Consider the following 18,124-nt stretch of genomic DNA (forward strand, 5'->3'; position numbering starts at 1 on the left):
TTTTTGTTTAAGGCCGAGGCCTCACTGATCATTTTCATGATGGACAGCAATTAAACTGGGGTCACTTAGCAATCATACAACTGACTTGGCATAAAAATTATAAAGTAAAGAAAGCCGTTTTAGTTGCTATTAAGCGCTTACATGTTACACTAAAATCAGTGAATGATTGCGCTGGATATTTAGTAAATGCGATTGCGGGTTTTGGGGTTTAAGTCAGGAGCATACTCATGGGGAAGTACAGCGTACTGTTCGTTGAAGACGCACCCATTGCGTCAAGTTTGAAGGAGATTGTACCGTGGGCTGAGCTGGGGTTTCAGGTCATCGGTAGCGTGTTTTCGACTGAGGCGGCACTGAGCATGATCAGCGCTGCCAAGCCGGATGTGGTGCTGACCGAGGTGAAAATGAGCGACCTCGCGGATCTGGCCGTCGTCAAACGAGGCAAGGCCGCATCGCCGGAGACGGCGTTTGTGATCCTTACCGACTGCAATGATTTTGAGTGTGCCCAGCAGGCGATGCGGCTGGGCGTTGCCGATTACCTGACGATGCCGTTGAATGTGGCGGAGCTCAAGGCGGTGATGACCCGTTTGTGTCAGACGCTTAACCAGCACCGCAACACCGTTCAGAACTGGCAGGCGATGCAGCACTACTACCGCGACTCGCTGCCGGTGATGCAGGCTAATTTTTACGCGGCACTGATCGATGGCCAGGTCGAACCGGCGACCCTTGAGGCCTATTTGCGTGATTACCAAGTAGGCTTGACCGGACCTTTTTACGCCTGTCTGGTGCTGCATACCTCCAGCGCGCAGGCGCCGGATGGTAAAGATGTTACCGCCTTGCGAGCCGAGGTCCTCAAGCAGGCAAACGATTTTTTTGGCGCGCTGTGGACCACCGTGGCGTTCTGCTATTTGCGCAACACGGTCATGGTGGTCGAACTGCCTGCCGAAAGCGATGCGGCGGCCTTGACCGATGATGCTGACCGGTTCTGTAAGCTGATCAAAAGTCAGCTTGGGGCCGTGATCACCATCGGCATTGGGGCTGTCACTGACGATTTGCTGGATTTGCCCAAGGCCTATCACGGTGCGCGCACGGCGGTGTCTTACCGCAGTCTGTATGGCGCCTGCAAAGTGATCAATATCAATGAAGTGGCACCGACCGAGATCACCGATTTCACCCCGATTTCTGACGCAGCCTTGGCGGACCTGTTCAAGGTCGTTCACGTCGGGCCGGACGAGGCAATTGCGGAAGCGGTCGAGGCTTACCTGGCAAATGTCAACCAGACAGCCACCTGTATGGCGCATCACACGGTCGCAATCAATGACTTGGTTTCTTCACTGTATCGGTTTGCGGTGAATAATCACCTCCAGATTCCTGAGCTGACCGATGATCCGAAGGCGCTGTACGCGCGGCTGCCGGAATTGTCGCCTCAGACGCTGAGCTTGTGGCTGCTTGACCTGTGCAAACAGCTGAATCGGCAGCTTGCGGCCGCGCGTGACAACTCGTCAACGGCCTTGATTCAAAGCGCCAAGGAGTTTGTCCGGGCCCATTACAGCGATGAGCAGCTGTCCCTTAACGACGTGTGTCAGGCGCTGGGGGTGTCCAACTCGTACTTTTCGACGCTGTTCAAGCGCGAGGTGGGCCAGTCCTTCATTACTTACCTAACCGATTTTCGCATGGAGCGGGCGTCCCGACTGCTACTGGAAACAACCGAAAAAAAGCCAGGCCATTGGCCATTTGGTCGGGTATGCGGATCCTAACTATTTCAGTTCTGTCTTCAAAAAGCACTTTGGCCGTTCACCAATGCAGTATCGCGGCGGCCTAGCGAAAGTCTCCAGCAGCAAATGAGCCGCAGTGGTGAAAAATGACGGTCGCCTTGATTAAAAGGCCGGCCGTCATTTTGCTTATTCCAGGTACTCACCAATCCAGCGGACTGATTTCGATTCCGCGCGGTTTGGGCTCGATTGGCCGACCGGTGCTGGGCCAAAAATCCTTGGGGCCAAAGCCGCAGTAGTAGATGGTGAGGTGAGTGTGCGCATGGATGCCGGCGATGACCTGCTCGAAGTAGTCTAGGTCGGCAGTTTTCAGACTGTGCAGGGGCAGGGAACGGCGCCGGTGCCCCTTAGGCGAGACGTTCATAAAAAAGGAAATCGCATCGTCTGCCTGGACTTTGCTGGCCATCAAGACGTAACGGGTGTTGTAGCGTCTGCGAAAGGCGGCATCGATACGTTCATTTAGGATTCGGACATCCTGGGCAACAGTCATGTTGATCACCTCGGAACCATTATCGAACATGGGTTCGCATTTTGCAATCACCAGGACTTGGCATACTGGCGCCCCGGTGAGCGGCTGGTGAGTTTCCTGATTAATTAACTTTTTCAAAAAAAGGTTGCCGGCCACCTTTTTTAGTGATACCTTATACGAGTGAACAAAACTGCTAGTCATGAAAGGAAGACAATCAATATGAGTCAGGTATTAGTTATTAAAGCACATCCTTTTGGTCCCGACCGCTCCCGCAGCATGAAGGTGCTGGCCACCTTTATGAAAAGCTATCGCGCTGCCAATCCAGATGACACAATTGTTGAACGTGACCTTTATAAAGAGAATTTCCCAGAACTTGACGGGGACATGCTGAAGGCCTTTGCCCCGAACGTCACGCCGACTGCCGAAGCCGCTGCCAAGTTGGCCGTGTTCGGGGACGCTTTGAACCAGTTCAAGACGGCGGACAAGGTCATTATTGCCAACCCGATGTGGAATTTGGGCATCCCCACCAAGCTGAAATCTTGGATCGATGCCATCACCGTGGTTGGTCAGACCTTCCGGTACACGGCCACCGGTCACATCGCTTTGCTGCCAGGCAAGAAAGTCATGCACATCCAGGCCGCTGGTGGTAAATACGCCGGCAAAGATCCGGCAACGCAGTACGTGCACGCAGCCTTAGAATACCTCGGGACGGAAAAGGTCGTTGATCTGCCGGTCGAGGGGATGGATCATTTTCCTGATCAGGCTAAGGCCATCGTTGAGGCTGCCGAAAAGCAGGCGGTTGAAGTCGGCAAGACATTTTAGCTCAGTAACAATGAAGCTTGTATAAAAGCCATCAGGCGGCCGCCTGATGGCTTATTTTTTTAGTGCAGCCGTCATTTTCGCGGCTAATTGAATGTAAGTGGTTTGTTCCGCGGGCGAAAGCGCGGCGGTGGAGACTTGTTCCACATGCTGGCAGACGGTTTTAACGCGGCTAGCAAGCGTTAGGCCGGAAGCCGTGAGCGTCACCAGCGTGACCCGACCGTCTTGGGCAGAGCGTTCAGTTTGGACGATGCCTGCTGCCGCCATGCGGCGGACGGATTTCGCAATGGTCGAGTGATCAACGTCCAGCTGTGCGGCTAGCGTGCTTTGGGATTTAGAAGTGGCGCCGTCTTGCAGCAGGGCCATGAGGAGCATTTCCTGGCCCGGGTACACGCCGAGTTTGCGCAGTCCCTGTTCTGTTTTGGCCCGATGCGCGGCGACTACATTAAGGGTCGCTGCCCCAACTGGAAATTCGTTAAAGATGAGCAAGTGAAAGACTCCTTTGATAGGTTGCCGGCAACATACTAAGAATAACAGATTCAGCAAAGTTTACAAGTGTTGCTTTGCCGACCCGCGCCGTTGCGGCCGCGAGCGTGTGGGTGCTGCGCTCGATTCAGTGTTCCAGAAGTAGGGACGAGGCGTGGCTCACCCTGAAATTAACTGAAAAGAGCCCAAATTTAACCGGCAAAGAAATCGCTTTCCTAAAGCTTTTACGCTTCACAGGCGTTATTTAAAAGCCTGATAGGCGAAGCCGTTTAGTAAAGTGATGAATGCTCAGCTTGGAAAATGGCCGCAATCCAGAGATGAACCTTTAAAATATAAAATAACTAATATGGGGAATAACAGTGGGCATGCTTAGGCGATAAAAAAAAGGTACCTGATACTTTTTTATTGCCTAAAATAATGGCTTTCTTAGGGATGCTGGCCTGCTTTCCCCATTTAGATTAAAAAAACTGAAAGAAGACGATGAATTTCGAGTGTATCTGTTTGACGACGCTGCCATTTCGGGCGTAGGTTGTCCGTGGTAGGTACCACAAGGACAAATGGGAGGTGATGAAATGGCGAAAGAATCGTTATCTGAAAAGCTGACCAAGACGCTCGCAACCCTGGTGACTGAGCAGCTTTGTCCCAATGACAAACTACCTTCAGAGCGGGCGCTCAGTGAGCAGTATCACATGAGCCGCAATACGGTGCGGGCTGCGCTCAACCAGTTGTTCTTGCAGGGGCTCATTTACCGCAGCCCAGGGAAGGGCACGTTCGTTGCCGAACCGCTGGATGATCGTGCCGACGTGGCCGCAGCATTCAGCTTCACCCAGCAGATGGGGGCAATGAAGCGCAATCCGGAAAGTAAAGTGGTTGGCCTCAAGCAAGTGCCTGCCTCGCCCATGGTTGCCGATCACCTGCGCCTTAACCACGGTGCCGCAGTGTATGTGCTTGATCGCATCCGAATGGCAGATCATCGCCCGATGATGGCTGAGCGAAGCTACCTGCCCGCCGCTGTGCTGCCAAATTTGAGCAAGGCGTTGCTAAAGGACACCCCTCTTTATGACCTGCTCGAGCATCACTACGGCATTCACATCGCGACGGTGGATGAAACCTTTTTCGCCGACTTGATGTCCGCGGAATACGCGCAATTACTGGACGTCCCACCAAATTCGGCTTGCCTGAAGATTCGCCGCACCGCCTTTACCAGTGCCGGCAACATCATTGAATACACCATGAGCGCCGCGCGCGCTGACCAGTTTGTCTATCACGTACAGCATGCGAACCACTAAATCAATTTACTGGAGGAGACCACTTTGTTTGAAGAAACCACTGACACGCTGACCAAGATGGGAGCCCAGATCACGACTGCGGAAATCAAGCAGCAGCCCGATCTGTGGCTGGAAGCATTTGCCAATTATGAAAAAGAACAAGCCACCGTCTCGACTTTCCTGACGGCAGTTGCCAGCCAAGCCGGCGGCCGGCCGGTCCGGGTGCTGTTTACTGGGGCCGGCAGCTCACAGTATGTCGGGGATACCGTCGCGCCGTACCTGCAGGCGCACGGTGACCGCAGCCGCTTCACGTTCGAGTCGGTTGCCACGACGAACATTGTCTCAGCGCCTGGCGACTACTTGACCGCAGATGAGCCGACCCTGCTCGTGTCGTTTGCCCGCAGTGGCAATTCGCCGGAAAGCCTGAAGACAGTCGAGCTGGCTGAGCAGCTCGTGAGCTCACTTCATCAAATCAGCATCACCTGTGCGCCGGATGGCCAATTAGCCTCAAGGCGCAAACCGAGCCGCAGACACTGCTGCTGATGCAGCCAGCCCGGTCGAATGACAAGGGGTTTGCCATGACGGGAAGTTTCTCCTGCATGTTGCTGACCGCGCTGTTGGTCTTTGACACTGCCAGCCTTGATGCTAAGCGGCAATGGGTGGAAACGCTCGCCGCAATGGGCCGAGAAGTGATTGCGCGGGAACAGACGATTCAAGCGCTGGTCGACCAGGATTTTGAGCGCATCGTTTACCTGGGTACGGGCAGTTTGAGCGGGCTGGCCCGGGAGGCGCAGCTGAAGGTCCTTGAGCTTACGGCAGGGCGGTACGCCACCATGTTTGACAGTTCCATGGGCTTTCGCCACGGGCCGAAAAGCTTTGTGAACGCGCAGACGCTGCTTTTCGACTTTGTTGCCAATGATTCTTACAGCAGACAATACGACCTTGACCTGTTGGCCGAAGTCAAAGGCGACAACATTGCCCCTGTCGTCATGGCGGTCGGGACCCATTCAGCACAGGATTTTGCCGGCAGTGGCTTCTATTTTGAACACGGTTTAGCGACCATGCCGGAGGCTTACCAAGCGCTGCCGGATGTGATGTTCGCGCAGACGCTGGCGCTGCTGGCCTCGATCAAGGTCGGCAATCGGCCTGATACCCCTTCACCGACTGGCACCGTTAACCGGGTCGTCAAAGGCGTGATTTTGCACGACTACCCAGCAGGGCGTTGAGCTTCGAGAGGAGTGAAAAAAAATGAGTGAGTACGTTCATGCCGCCAAGTTTTTTTCTGCCGCATGCGGTCGAGACCGGCGGTTATCTCGAGGTCACCGCGGCCGGCAAGTTTGGGGCCTACCTCCCGGAAGGCGTCCGGCCGACCGGCAAAATCGTCGAGCAGTCTGGCCGGTGGATCGCGCCAGGCTGGTTGACACTCACATTCACGGCTTGCTCGGCCACGACGTCATGGATAACGACTGGTCCGGGATCGCCGCGATGAGCCAACACCTGGTTGAGGCCGGGGTGACCAGCTGGCTGCCGACTACGCTGACAGGGTCATTCGAGCAGCTGAAGGCCGTGTGCACCACAATCGCCGACCATGCCGGCGAGGAGCCTGGCGCCAAGATCCAAGGCATTTACTTCGAAGGGCCTTACTTCACCACTGAGCACAAGGGCGCGCAAAATCCGAAATACTTTAAGAATCCAAGCGTGGCTGAATTTAATGAGTGGCAGTCAGCCGCGCAGGGTTTGGTGAAGAAAATTGCGATTGCCCCGGAGCGGCCAGGAGCGGTGGCCTTTACGCAGGCCGTTGCGGCGGCCGGTACCGTGGTGGCACTGGGTCACAGTGATGCGACATTTGAGCAGGCCAAAGCGTGTGTGGACGCCGGGGCCACGGTGTTCACCCACACGTTCAACGGCATGAGTCCGCTGAGTCACCGTGCACCGGGCATGGTGGGGACGGCAATGGCGCTTGAAGGGGTGACTGACGAGCTGATCTGCGATGGCCATCATGTCCGACCCGAAGTCGCCACGATGCTGATTCGCTTAGTGGGGCCGGAACACATCGCCTTGATCACCGATTGCATGCGTGCCGGGATGATGCCGGATGGCGATTACACGCTGGGAGAGTTTGCGGTTTACGTCAAGGACGGCATGGCGCGGCTCAAAGCTGGCGACAGTCTGGCCGGCTCAGTGCTGCAGCTTAAAGATGCGCTTAGTCATCTGCTTGCCTGGGGCGCAGGCACCCCTGCGGCCATTGTCAAAATGGCGACGCAAACGCCAGCGGCCTCCTGTGGCATTCAACACCGCTGCGGAAGTATTTTACCCGGTCGGGCGGCCGACTATCTGGTTTTGGATCCTAACCTGCACCTTCTTGAAACGCACCTGGATGGCGCGTTGGTGTACCAGGCGGGCCACTGACCGAGCGGTACAGGTCAAATGACCACCTGAAGGAGAACTGAGCGGATGACAACTTTCACAGTGGACCAAGAATTTTTGCTCAACGGTCAGCCATTCAAAATCTTGTCCGGGGCGATTCACTATTTTCGCGTTCATCCCAGTGATTGGCAGCACAGTTTGTACAACCTGAAGGCGCTGGGGTTTAACACCGTCGAGACCGTTGTCCCGTGGAACCTGCACGAGGCCCATGAGGGTCAATTTGACTTCGCGGGCTGGTTGGACCTCCAGCACTTTCTGCGGACCGCCCAGGCACTTGGGCTGTATGCCATCGTACGGCCCTCCCCGTACATTTGTGCAGAGTGGGAATTTGGTGGGCTGCCCGCCTGGCTGCTGACCCAACCCATGCGGCTGCGAGAAAACGATCCTGCATTTTTGGCGGCAGTTGACCGCTACTATGATGCGCTCATGCCCCAGCTTGTTGGTTGCCAGGTGACTCACGGTGGCAATGTTTTGATGATGCAGGTGGAAAACGAGTACGGCTCATACGGCGAAGATCACGCGTACATGCGCGCGTTAGTCAAAATGATGCGCCAACACGGCGTGGACGTGCCCCTAGTCACCTCAGACGGGCCATGGCCAGCCGCGCTGAACGCCGGCAGTCTGATTGATGATGGCATTTTGGCGACGGGTAACTTTGGCGGCCGGAGCATGCGCAATTTCGATTGCTTGGCAGCCTTTCACCGCGCGCATGGCCGCAAGTGGCCGCTCATGTGCATGGAATTTTGGACCGGCTGGTTTAATCGCTGGGGTGAGCCAATCGTGCGGCGCTCGCCTGAAGAGACTGCGGCGGCACTGCGCCCCGTCATTGAACGGGGCAGTGTGAATCTTTACATGTTCCACGGCGGGACCAGTTTTGGGTTCATGAACGGCACGTCTGCGCGCCAGGCGCATGATCTACCACAGGTGACGTCCTACGACTATGACGCGCTGCTTGATGAACAAGGCAATCCGACGGCCAAGTACGACGCCATTCAGCAAATGGTCCATGAGGTGCTGCCGGCGCTCCCTCAGGCCAAGCCGTTAGTCAAACCGACGCTCAAGCCGGCGACAGCACCGTTGATCGCCAAGGTTTCGCTGTTCGCGGTTCTTGACCAGCTGGCCCAGCCAGTGGCGGCTCCGTATCCGCAAACGCAGGAGGCCTTAGGGCAAACGGGTGGTTACACGCTGTATCGCAGCCACCCAGTGCTCGAATCCTCCGATACCGGCGCGGCTTTGAAGCTTCGAATCATTGACGCGCGCGACCGCATCCAAGCGTTTGTTGATGAAAAGTGGCTCGGAACACAGTATCAGGAAGCCATTGGGGATGCACTGACTTTGCCTGACGAGCACGGTCGGCATCAGTTGGATGTGCTGCTGGAAAACATGGGGCGGGTGAACTATGGCCCGAAGCTCGGGGCGGCGACCCAGCACAAAGGGGTGCGCACCGGTGTGATGGTCGATCTGCACTTTATTCAAGGATTTGTTCAGCACGCGCTGGACCTCGACCGGGCCCCGCAGCTCGATTTTTCCAGAGGGTGGCATGCAGGTGTGCCAAGTTTTTATCAGTACCAAGTAACACTTGATGAACCGCAAGACACGTACCTAGATTGTCGCGGCTTTGGTAAGGGGGTGATGCTGGTTAACGGGTTTAATGTCGGCAGATTTTGGGATCTGGGCCCAACGTTTTCGCTGTATGTGCCAAAGGGGTTGCTGCATGCAGGCGAAAACACGGTGATCGTATTTGAGACCGAGGGGCGTTTCACCGACAGTCTGAAGTGGGTTGACCACCCGCTTGTAGCGGATAGCAAAACAAAGGAGGAATAATTCATGGCAATTATTGCAGCACGGATTGATGGCCGACTGGTCCACGGTCAAGTCGCCAACCTTTGGACGACCAAGCTCGGGCCGACCCGGATCATTGTGGTCGATGATGACGCGGCAAAGAGTGATGTGGAAAAAAGTGGCTGCGTATGGCAACGCCTGATGGGGTGCGGTTGTCAGTGCTAGATACTGAACGCGCCGCCAAGCAAATTCTGGATCACCGGTATGATTCGCAGAAAGTCTTTCTTGTCGCCAAGCGGCCAGAAACCTATTTGGCCCTAGTGAAGGCCGGGGTGCCGATCAAAGAAATCAACGTTGGCAACATGTCGCAAACGGATCAGACCCGCTCAATCACGAAATCGATCAATGTCGTCGATGCCGATGTGGCGACCTTTGAACAACTTGATGCCCTTGGGGTGCACCTGGTGGCTCAGATGGTGCCGGGAGATGCGGCGGCGGACTTTATGCCGCTGCTCAAAAAGGATAGGAGGAGCTAACAATGATCGCATGGTGGCAAATTGCAATTTTAACATTATACGCAGGCTATCAAATTCTTGACGAGTTGCAAATCTATTCCGCGATGAGTTCACCCGTCTTCGCGGGCCTGGTGACCGGGCTGGTCATGGGGGATATGCGCGCCGGACTGCTGATAGGGGCGTCGATGCAGCTGACCGTCCTCGGGGTGGGCACGTTCGGCGGCGCATCAAGAATTGATGCGAACTCGGGGACTATTTTGGCCACGGCCTTTTCAATCAGTTCCGGGATGAAGCCAGCGGCCGCGGTCGCAGCCATTGCCGTTCCAGTGGCCAGCATCATGATTCAAACGGATATTTTGGCCCGGTTCGCCAACACCTTCTTCGCCCACAAGATCGACAAGATGGTGGATGAATATAACTACAAAGGCATTGAGCGTTACTTCTTGGCCGGGGCACTGCCATGGGCTTTGTCCCGGATGATTCCAGTAGGGCTGGCTTTGGCATTCGGCGGCGGGTTTGTGGCCAACCTGGCTCGTGTGCTGAACACGAGCTGGAAGTGGCTGGGCGATGGGCTCGCGACAGCTGGGGCGGTACTGCCGGCCGTTGGGTTTGCGATCCTGCTGCATTACCTGCCGGTGAAGAAGCATTTTGCTTATCTGATTCTTGGCTTCACCGTGACAATGCTGTTCTCCACCGTCTTCGGCAACATTCAAACCTTAGGAACCGCGATGGCTGGCGTGGCGAAGACCTTTACGACGTCCTTCAACGGGCTGTCCATGCTCGCCATTGCGCTGATTGGGTTTGCTTTTGCTGCGATCGCCTACCAGCAGTCGACATCGACCAGTGGCAGTGGAAGCAGCGGGTCTGGCACCAGCGACAAGAAGCCTGCCGCGGATGAGAAAGGAGAAATCGAAGATGATGAACTCTAAGACGCCGACTTATAAGCTGAACGATGAAGACTTCCGTCAGATCAACCGACGTAGTTTGTTCGGTTTCCAGCTGGGTTGGAACTACGAACGGATGCAAGGCTCCGGCTACCTGTACACGATCCTGCCGCAGCTGCGCAAGATTTACGGGGATGGCACGCCAGAGTTGAAAGAAATGATGAAGACGCACACCCAGTTCTTCAACACCTCGAACTTCTTTAACACCATCATTACCGGGATCGATCTGGCGGTGGAGGAAAAGGAAGGCATCAAGGGTGAGGAAACTGTTGCCGGGATGAAAGCCGGGTTAATGGGTTCGTTCGCTTCAATCGGGGACTCGATTTTCGCAGCCTTGATCCCTGCGATTTTTGGCGCGATTGCGGCTAACATGGCGACAAAAGGCAATCCGATCGGCGTGTTCATCTGGATCCTGGCGCAAGTTGCGGTCATGGTCTTCCGGTGGAAGCAGCTGCGGGTGGCTTACAACGAAGGGGTCGCCCTTGTGACCACCATGTCACACCGGCTCGCTGCTTTGACCAACACGGCGACCATCATGGGGGTCTTCATGGTTGGCGCCTTGGTTGCCACCATGATCAACGTGAAGTTTGCCTGGGCGCCTAACGTGGGGTCCGTCCCGCTGGACATTCAAAACAGTCTGGACATGATCTTGCCTAAGCTGCTGCCGGCGCTAATCGTTGCCGGGATTTACTGGCTACTAGGGCGCAAGCACATGACCTCGACCCGCGCCATTTTCATCGTGCTGATCGTGTCCGTGGTGCTTTCCGCACTGGGGCTGATCGCAAAGGGTTAGTTAAACTGGCTATAAGAGGCGCTGTCGCACGGGAACCAGCCGTGTCTGGCGTCTTCGTTGTGCAAATTAATGGGTAAGGGAGTCAATAAAATGAGCAAATTGGTTTTGATCAGCCATGGGGATTTCAGCGCCGCGCTTAAGGCCAGCGCTGAAATGATCATGGGTCCGCAAGATGACATTGCGACTGTGGGGCTGCAGCCAAACGAAGGACCGGAAGATTTTCGCACCAAGTTCGAGGCCGCCATTGCCGGCGAGTCAAAAGTCACGGTGCTGGCCGATCTGAAGGGCGGGACGCCGAGCAATGTGGCCGCCGCGGTGCTGGCGCAAGGCGGCGACTTTGACCTGTACGCCGGCGCCAACCTGCCGATGGTGATCAGCTATTTGAATGCCCAGATGCTGGGGGCGGAACCTGACCTGCTGAAAGATGGGCAGGCCGGTGTGGTTTACATCAATGACATTGTGAAGCACTAGCACGGCTGACTGAACATTTGGGGTAGAAATATTGGAGGGACAAACATGTCGGTAAAATTGACACAGGGTCAATATCAACATCTGGAGCAGCTGTCGAACGATCAACACGTCATTGCCGCCTTGGCGATCGACCAGCGGGGCTCGTTGCAGAAAATGCTGAACGCAGCGGCTGCTGGAGCGGCCAGTGAAACTGCACTGAGTGATTTTAAGGAGGTCGTGTCCGAGGAGCTGACCAAGTACGCCAGCGCGATCTTGCTTGATCCAGAATTTGGGCTGCCTGCTGCCAAGCCCGCGCGGCCAGTGCCGGACTGCTGCTTTCATACGAAAAAAACGGGCTACGACGCCACTGAACCGGGCCGCTTTCCGGATCTGATCAACAACCAAAGCGCGCTGCGCATCGCCGAAGAAGGTGGCGACGCGGTCAAGTTCCTGCTCTATTACGACGTCGATGAAGGCGATGCGGTCAATGAGCGCAAGCGGGCCTTTGTGGAACGAGTTGGGGCGGAAGCCGCGGCCAACGATTTGCCGTTTTTCTTGGAGCTGGTCACTTACGCCGCGGATTTGACCTCTGTGGCCGATGCGGCATACGCAAAAGTGAAGCCGCACAAGGTGATTGAAACCACGCGGGAGTTTAGCAATCCCCGTTACCGCGTCTCGGTGCTTAAAGTCGAAGTGCCAGTTAACCAGGCGTTTGTTGAAGGCTTTACTGACGGCGAAAACCCGGTTTACAGTCAAGCGGAAGCCGCAAGCTATTATCAGCAGCAGCTGACGCCACGGATCTGCCGTTTATTTTCCTGAGCGCTGGCGTCTCCAACGAGTTGTTTTTGAAGGAATTACAGTTTGCACATGACGCCGGCTCCACCTTCAATGGGGTGCTGTGCGGCCGGGCGACCTGGAAGGATGGGGTCATCCCGTTTGCGGCGCGCGGCGAAGCAGCCGGTAGAGAATGGCTGCAAACCGAAGGCAAGGCCAACATCGATCGTTTGAACGCCGTGTTGGCCACCACTGCGACGCCTTGGGACGACGTCGTGACAATCGTTGAGTAACCAAAGTTTCACGTGATTTTTGCCCCCTTGAACGGCCACTGCCGCTCAAGGGGTTTTTCGATAAATGGCAACCGCGGTTGACTGACGTGTTGCCTCCGCTCTAAACCCTTGGGCCGCAACGTATCACGCCGCCGCGTCAGTGACTCGAAAGTCATTGACCGGGCAGTCACCAGGCCGTACACTTGCCTCATCAATTGGGGAGGCGAGATCATGGCAGACGTTTTGACCGTTGATCACTTGCAGAAAAAGTTCGGAAAGTTTCAGGCCCTGAAGGATATCACATTCAGCATTCACCCTGGGGAAGTGTTTGGGTTCATTGGGCCAATGGTGCCGGCAAGTCGACAACCATCAGGACGCTGCTCGGCATTCTGCGCCCAACTGCTGGCCGGGCAACCATTTTTGGCCAAGACGCGTGGCCGATGCGGTCAGCATCCACAAGCGCATCGCTACGTGCCTGGGGATGTCAATCTGTGGCCGAACCTAAGCGGCGGTGAGGTAATCGATTTTTTGCTGCGGCTGAACGGCCAGTGGCACACGGCCCGCACCGACGAGCTGATTAAGGACTTTGATCTGGACGTGAGCAAGAAGGCCCGGACTTACTCGAAAGGTAACCGGCAGAAAGTGGCGCTGGTCGCGGCGTTTTCCAGTCAGGCGGACTTATATATTTTTGACGAGCCGACCAGCGGCCTTGACCCGCTGATGGAGGAGGTCTTCCAGCGGGAGGTCTTGGCACTGAAGCAGACGGGGAAAAGTGTTTTGCTGTCCTCGCACATTCTCAGCGAAGTGGAGCGAATGTGTGACCGCATCGCGATCATTCGCCAAGGCGAGATCATTGAGGTGGGCAGTCTGGCGAGATGCGTCAGCTTAGTCGCAGCACAGTGCACGTCACGACTCAGCAGCCACTGACCGGCTTAAAAGCGCTGCCGGCAGTGCATCAGTTCAAGGCCAAAACGCCGACCCAGGCAGTTTTTTCGGTGGACGCAGAGGCCATCGGTCAGACAATTACGACCCTCAGCCGGCTTGGCATCACCCAGCTGACCACCACTCCGCCGACGCTTGAGGACCTGTTCTTGCGTTACTACAACCAAGAAGGTGGCAAAGATGAGCAGTAGGTTCGCAAACACTTGGTCGTTGGTGCGCCTTGACCTGCACCGCGACTGGCTGAAAATTGGGCTGTGGATTGCTGGGCTGGCAGGCTTGATGGCCAGCGCGGCCGCGAAGTTCGAGAGCATCTACGGCACCCCCAAAGCGATGGCGTCAATTGCGAAAACCTTAAAGACCCCGGCCATGGTGTCGCTGCTTGGGCCGTTTACCGCGACACCACCATTTTCTTCGGCGGTGATCTACGGGGCGGAAATGATGGTGTTCATGGGCCTGTTTGCCGCAATGATGAACATCTACTTTGCCGTCCACGCCACGCGGGCTGAGGAGGATACCGGCACCACTGAGTTGATCTTGGCCCATGCAGTCGGCAGACAGAGTCCACTGCTGGCCGCCATTGTTGAATTGGTACTGATCAATGCCGTGGCTGGTATCCTGGAGGCCCTGGGTCTGCAGGCGGCCAGTATGCCTGGTGCCAATGCTTTAGGCAGCTGGCTGTTTGGGCTGGGGCTGGCCGCGTTTGGGTTCATGTTCGGCACCTTTTCACTGCTATTTGCGCAGATGGTTAGCTCCGCGCGCGCGGCGACGATGCTGAGTTATGTGTGGTTGGGCCTGCTGTACATGACGCGGATGGGGACCGACGTGCAGAACCCCAACCTCACGTGCTGGACCGTTTTTGGTTGGATCGAAAAAAATGCAACTTTACACCGCGAATGTCTGGACGCCGATTTGGCTGATGCTGGGCCTGAGTGCTGGCGTGCTGCTTGGTGCGGTGGGGCTGGCCAACGCGCGCGACATTGGGGCCGGCCTGGTTGAACCGCGCGCAGGTCGCAGCACTGCATCACGCTTCCTGCAAGGGCCGCTGATGCTCCTTGCACGGCTTGAGCGAACCAGCACGATAATTTGGTTGATCGGCTTATTTGTCCTCGGCGCCGCGTATGGGTCGATTTTTGGCACGGTCGGCGACTTGGTCAAATCAAATCCCATGATGGCTAAGCTGCTGGGTAATAGCGGGGTCAATGCGGCCAACCGCGCCGTGGTGCTGGGACTCGCCAATACGCTGGTCGTGATTTTCGCGGTGGTGGCTGCAGTGCCGGCAATTTCGATCCTGCTGCGGCTGAACGCCGACGAGCGCAAAGGGTATCTTGAGCTGCTGCACGCCGCGCCGGTTTCTCGCCTGCGCCTGTTTCTCAGTCATACGATTCAGGCGGTCAGTGTGGGCACCCTGGCCCTGGCGCTTGGCGTCTTGGGCATGGCAGTGGCCGGCAACGCTCGATGACCACGACAATCAGCTTGGCTCGGTTTATGCGCGGTTTTATCGGCTACTGGCCGGCGCTGTTGGTGGTCTGCGGGATCGCGGCGCTGCTGGTGGGATTGCTGCCCCGACTTCAGGCACTGATCTGGGTCGTACCAGTGTATGGGGTGCTGTCCATGTTTCTTGGTCCCATGCTTGATTTTCCCAAGTGGGCAGAGCGGCTGTCGCCATTTGGCTGGGTCAACGCGGTCCCGACACACGCAGTCGCCTGGCCCACTTTTGCCTGGATGACCGCGCTGGGGATTGCCTTGTTCGGGCTGGCTTATGTCGGTTACCGCCGGCGTGATTTGACGATGAATTGAGGGATCGCGATGCTGAAAAAAGAGTCAAAGGTGCCGCGTGATCCGGTCAAAGTCGACCGGATCTTGGCGGCCGCGATGCATGAATTCGCCTGCCAGGGCTATCAGGCGGCAAAGACAGACGTGATTGCCCAAGCGGCGCAGGTCTCGAAGGGGTTGATCTTTCGCTATTTTGGCAGCAAGGCCAAGCTGTATCTGGCCGTTGCCCACTGGGTGTTCGACCGGCTGAATGCGGTCGCCGATTTTTCCGTTTGGCAGAATGCGCCAGACCTCCAGTCGATGCTCACTCGTGCGCTCCGCTACAAGATTCAGCTGCAGCTGCAGTTCCAAGACGAAATGCGCTTTGGAATGGCACTGTACGGCGGCAGCGACCTACCAGAAACGGTCAAACCGCAGCTGCAGGCCCTGATTCAAAATGAACTGAGCATGGCGAGCACCGACTTAGCCGGTCCGGTCCTGGCGCGCATGCCGCTGCGCGAGGGCGTGTCGCCAGCCTTGGTCGAAGGCTTGATTCAGGGGATGATCACCTTGGTCAGTCAGCAAGCGCAACCGTTTCTCGACGCGCACCCGCACGCCAAGGTCGAGGACCTAGAGTGGTTGGTCGATGAGGTGCAACAATATCTTGACGTGTTAGAACATGGTTTTCTACAGGCTGATCCGGTTAGGGCACCATTGCGGCTTTCTGCTCACGTGCAGAAAGTCGTTTTAATCTTTGCTTTTTTTCATTTGTGGCGGGCGGCGCTATACTGGTTAGTGTCAAGAATAGGAGGCGAGCAGATGCAGATCGGATTTATTGGGACCGGCATTATGGGCACAGGAATCATTAAAAAATTTCCTGCGCGCCGGCCATGTCGTGACTGTGTATAACCGCACGCCGGCGCATGCGCAGGCAGTGCTGGACGCAGACGCAAAGTGGGCGGATTCGCCGCGCGCCGTGGCGGCAGTGAGCGATGTGACGTTTACGATGGTCGGCTTTCCCCGGGACGTCGAGCAGGTTTATTTTGGCTCCGATGGGGTGCTGGCTGGTGCCAAACCCGGCAGTACGGTGGTCGACATGACCACTAGCCAGCCCGTTTTAGCTGCTCGAATCGCCCAGGCCGCCGCGAAGCAATCCGTGCGTGCCTGGATGCGCCGGTTTCTGGCGGGGACGTCGGCGCGCAAAAAGGGACGCTGACGATCATGGTTGGCGGCGACCGGTCGGCGTATGATCAGCTGCAGTCGCTGTTTTCAGTGATTGGTCAAACCGTCCACTACTTTGGCCAGGCGGGCAACGGGCAGCATGCCAAAATGGCCAATCAGATCATGATTGCCGGCACGATGACCGGCCTGACCGAAATGCTGGTGTACGCCAAGGCCGCTGGGCTGGACCTAGAGTCAGTGCTGGCCACGGTTGGCGGCGGCGGTGGCGCCAATTGGAGCCTGGCCAATTACGGCCCGCGGATCCTGGCCGGTGACTACACGCCCGGCTTTTTCGTAAAGCACTTCGTCAAGGACCTGCGCATCGCCTTAGAGGAGGCCGACCGCATGGGGCTGGATCTGCCCGCCACCAAGCAGGCCAAGGCCTTGTATCAGGCGCTGCTGGATGCAGGTCACGGCGATCTGGGCACGCAAGGGCTGATCACCAGTTATCCAAGCTGGCAGAAGTGACGCTCGAGTTCACCATAGGGTACAATAGAAGTAATTGACAGCACAAACAGTAAAGGAGTTTATCATGGCAGAAATTTCAAAAATGAGCGACACGTATACTTTAAGCAACGGCGTTAAGATCCCAATCGTGGGGTTTGGGACCTGGCAGACGCCGGATGGCGACGTGGCTAAGCACAGCGTGGAGGTGGCCATCAAAGACGGCTATCGGCACATTGATACGGCGGCCATGTACCGCAACGAGGACAGTGTTGGCGAAGGCATTAAGGCGGGACTGGCAGCTGCAGGGTTAAAGCGCGACGACCTGTTTGTCACCACGAAGCTGAACAATAATGCCCACAGCTTTGACCTGGTGCAAAAGGCCATTGATGAGTCCCTGACCAAGCTGGGTCTGGACCATGTTGACCTGTACCTGATCCACTGGCCGAACCCGGTGAGTTTCCGTGATTCTTATCCGGACAGCCTGAAGGAAACCTGGCGCGGGATGGAGCAAGTGTACAAGGATGGCAAGGCCCGCGCGATTGGGATCTCCAACTTCCGGCAGGCCCATTTAGACGTCATCAAGGCTGATGCGACCGTTGAGCCAATGGTCAACCAGATCTTCCTGAACCCATCGGATCTGCAGCCGGCGGTCACCAAGATGAACGCGGAAAACAACATTCTGAGCGAGGCCTACAGCCCGCTTGGCACCGGCAAACTGTTAGGCAACGAAGAGCTGGCCAAGGTCGCTGCCAAGTACGGCAAGGGCGTCGCCCAAGTCCTGCTGCGCTGGTCTTTGCAGCACGGCTTCCTGCCGCTGGCCAAGTCGGTTCACGACGCCCGCATCAAGGAGAACACCGAGTTGTTCGACTTCACCCTCAGCGATGAGGACATGAAGACGCTGGACGGCATGCGCGGCGTGGCCGGGCTCGCCACTGATCCTGACACCACTAACTTCTAAACCGCTTGATTTGAATTTGGAGGTTGAGACACAAAG

The 18,124-nt window shown here is 56.4% G+C and carries 13 protein-coding genes and 8 pseudogenes; 19 read left to right on the top strand and 2 right to left on the bottom strand.

All coding sequences use genetic code 11. The features are described 5' to 3' along the window. The first annotated feature begins 227 nt into the window (after positions 1-227). Both JCM13995_RS05225 and JCM13995_RS17570 read left to right on the top strand, forming a co-directional pair. Entirely contained in the window at positions 228-1,754 is a 1,527-nt protein-coding gene (locus tag JCM13995_RS05225) for a response regulator (protein WP_054663229.1), read from the top strand. Then, a complete protein-coding gene (locus JCM13995_RS17570; RefSeq protein ID WP_162230914.1) occupies positions 1,732-1,842 on the top strand; it encodes a helix-turn-helix domain-containing protein in 111 nt (36 codons plus the stop codon). Before JCM13995_RS05225 ends, JCM13995_RS17570 begins: the two co-directional genes overlap by 23 nt. A gap of 69 nt (positions 1,843-1,911) precedes the next feature. Here JCM13995_RS17570 and JCM13995_RS05230 read toward each other — a convergent pair whose 3' ends face one another. Next, positions 1,912-2,376 carry a hypothetical protein gene (locus tag JCM13995_RS05230; RefSeq protein ID WP_056989068.1) on the bottom strand — a complete coding sequence of 155 codons (465 nt, stop codon included), beginning with the start codon at positions 2,374-2,376 and terminating at the stop codon, positions 1,912-1,914. Positions 2,377-2,457: 81 nt separating this feature from the next. Here JCM13995_RS05230 and JCM13995_RS05235 point away from each other — a divergent pair, with 81 nt between their 5' ends. Then, positions 2,458-3,060, top strand: a complete 603-nt coding sequence (locus tag JCM13995_RS05235) for an FMN-dependent NADH-azoreductase (protein WP_054663235.1) — start codon at positions 2,458-2,460, stop codon at positions 3,058-3,060. A gap of 51 nt (positions 3,061-3,111) precedes the next feature. Here the strand turns inward: JCM13995_RS05235 and JCM13995_RS05240 are convergent, their stop codons facing one another. After that, positions 3,112-3,546 (bottom strand): MarR family winged helix-turn-helix transcriptional regulator, encoded by a 435-nt coding sequence (locus tag JCM13995_RS05240; protein WP_054663238.1) that lies wholly within the window; start codon positions 3,544-3,546, stop codon positions 3,112-3,114. Positions 3,547-4,115: 569 nt separating this feature from the next. On the opposite strand from JCM13995_RS05240, the gene JCM13995_RS05245 reads away from it, so the two are divergent. From JCM13995_RS05245 to JCM13995_RS05315, 16 genes and pseudogenes are all read left to right on the top strand, one after another. Next, positions 4,116-4,832, top strand: coding sequence for a GntR family transcriptional regulator (locus JCM13995_RS05245; RefSeq protein ID WP_054663241.1), 717 nt, complete (start codon positions 4,116-4,118; stop codon positions 4,830-4,832). A 24-nt stretch (positions 4,833-4,856) separates the two neighbouring features. Beyond that, positions 4,857-6,037, top strand: a pseudogene (locus JCM13995_RS05250) (SIS domain-containing protein). A 22-nt stretch (positions 6,038-6,059) separates the two neighbouring features. After that, positions 6,060-7,220: pseudogene (nagA, locus tag JCM13995_RS05255) on the top strand (N-acetylglucosamine-6-phosphate deacetylase). 45 nt (positions 7,221-7,265) lie between these two features. Beyond that, complete coding sequence (locus JCM13995_RS05260; RefSeq protein ID WP_054663244.1) at positions 7,266-9,062, top strand: glycoside hydrolase family 35 protein; 1,797 nt, start codon at positions 7,266-7,268, stop codon at positions 9,060-9,062. A 3-nt stretch (positions 9,063-9,065) separates the two neighbouring features. Continuing rightward, positions 9,066-9,556 (top strand): annotated as a pseudogene (locus JCM13995_RS05265) (PTS sugar transporter subunit IIB). 2 nt (positions 9,557-9,558) lie between these two features. Beyond that, a pseudogene (locus JCM13995_RS05270) lies at positions 9,559-10,371 on the top strand (PTS mannose/fructose/sorbose/N-acetylgalactosamine transporter subunit IIC); the annotation flags it as partial. A gap of 79 nt (positions 10,372-10,450) precedes the next feature. Beyond that, the gene (locus tag JCM13995_RS05275; protein ID WP_054663251.1) at positions 10,451-11,272 is read left to right on the top strand and encodes a PTS system mannose/fructose/sorbose family transporter subunit IID; all 822 of its coding nucleotides are present in this window, start codon (positions 10,451-10,453) and stop codon (positions 11,270-11,272) included. 90 nt (positions 11,273-11,362) lie between these two features. Then, positions 11,363-11,743, top strand: coding sequence for a PTS sugar transporter subunit IIA (locus JCM13995_RS05280; RefSeq protein WP_054663254.1), 381 nt, complete (start codon positions 11,363-11,365; stop codon positions 11,741-11,743). Between the two features lie 45 nt (positions 11,744-11,788). Further along, positions 11,789-12,789: pseudogene (locus JCM13995_RS05285) on the top strand (tagatose 1,6-diphosphate aldolase). Between the two features lie 210 nt (positions 12,790-12,999). Continuing rightward, positions 13,000-13,901, top strand: a pseudogene (locus JCM13995_RS05290) (ABC transporter ATP-binding protein). After that, entirely contained in the window at positions 13,891-14,706 is an 816-nt protein-coding gene (locus tag JCM13995_RS15755; protein ID WP_054663256.1) for a hypothetical protein, read from the top strand. The pseudogene JCM13995_RS05290 and the gene JCM13995_RS15755 overlap by 11 nt, the downstream one beginning before the upstream one ends. After that, positions 14,627-15,169 carry an efflux permease Rv1217c-related protein gene (locus JCM13995_RS15760; RefSeq protein WP_225350731.1) on the top strand — a complete coding sequence of 181 codons (543 nt, stop codon included), beginning with the start codon at positions 14,627-14,629 and terminating at the stop codon, positions 15,167-15,169. The genes JCM13995_RS15755 and JCM13995_RS15760 overlap by 80 nt, the downstream gene beginning before the upstream one ends. Further along, positions 15,166-15,507 (top strand): efflux permease Rv1217c-related protein, encoded by a 342-nt coding sequence (locus JCM13995_RS15765; RefSeq protein ID WP_054663261.1) that lies wholly within the window; start codon positions 15,166-15,168, stop codon positions 15,505-15,507. The genes JCM13995_RS15760 and JCM13995_RS15765 overlap by 4 nt, the downstream gene beginning before the upstream one ends. 75 nt (positions 15,508-15,582) lie before the next feature. Further along, positions 15,583-15,648: pseudogene (locus JCM13995_RS18020) on the top strand (hypothetical protein); the annotation flags it as partial. Between the two features lie 633 nt (positions 15,649-16,281). Next, positions 16,282-17,151, top strand: a pseudogene (locus JCM13995_RS05310) (NAD(P)-dependent oxidoreductase). Positions 17,152-17,215: 64 nt separating this feature from the next. Next, a complete protein-coding gene (locus JCM13995_RS05315) occupies positions 17,216-18,088 on the top strand; it encodes an aldo/keto reductase (protein WP_054663264.1) in 873 nt (290 codons plus the stop codon). The last annotated feature ends 36 nt before the right edge of the window (positions 18,089-18,124 follow it).

It is taken from the genome of Lacticaseibacillus camelliae DSM 22697 = JCM 13995, from assembly GCF_001311195.1.
GTDB lineage: Bacteria > Bacillota > Bacilli > Lactobacillales > Lactobacillaceae > Lacticaseibacillus > Lacticaseibacillus camelliae.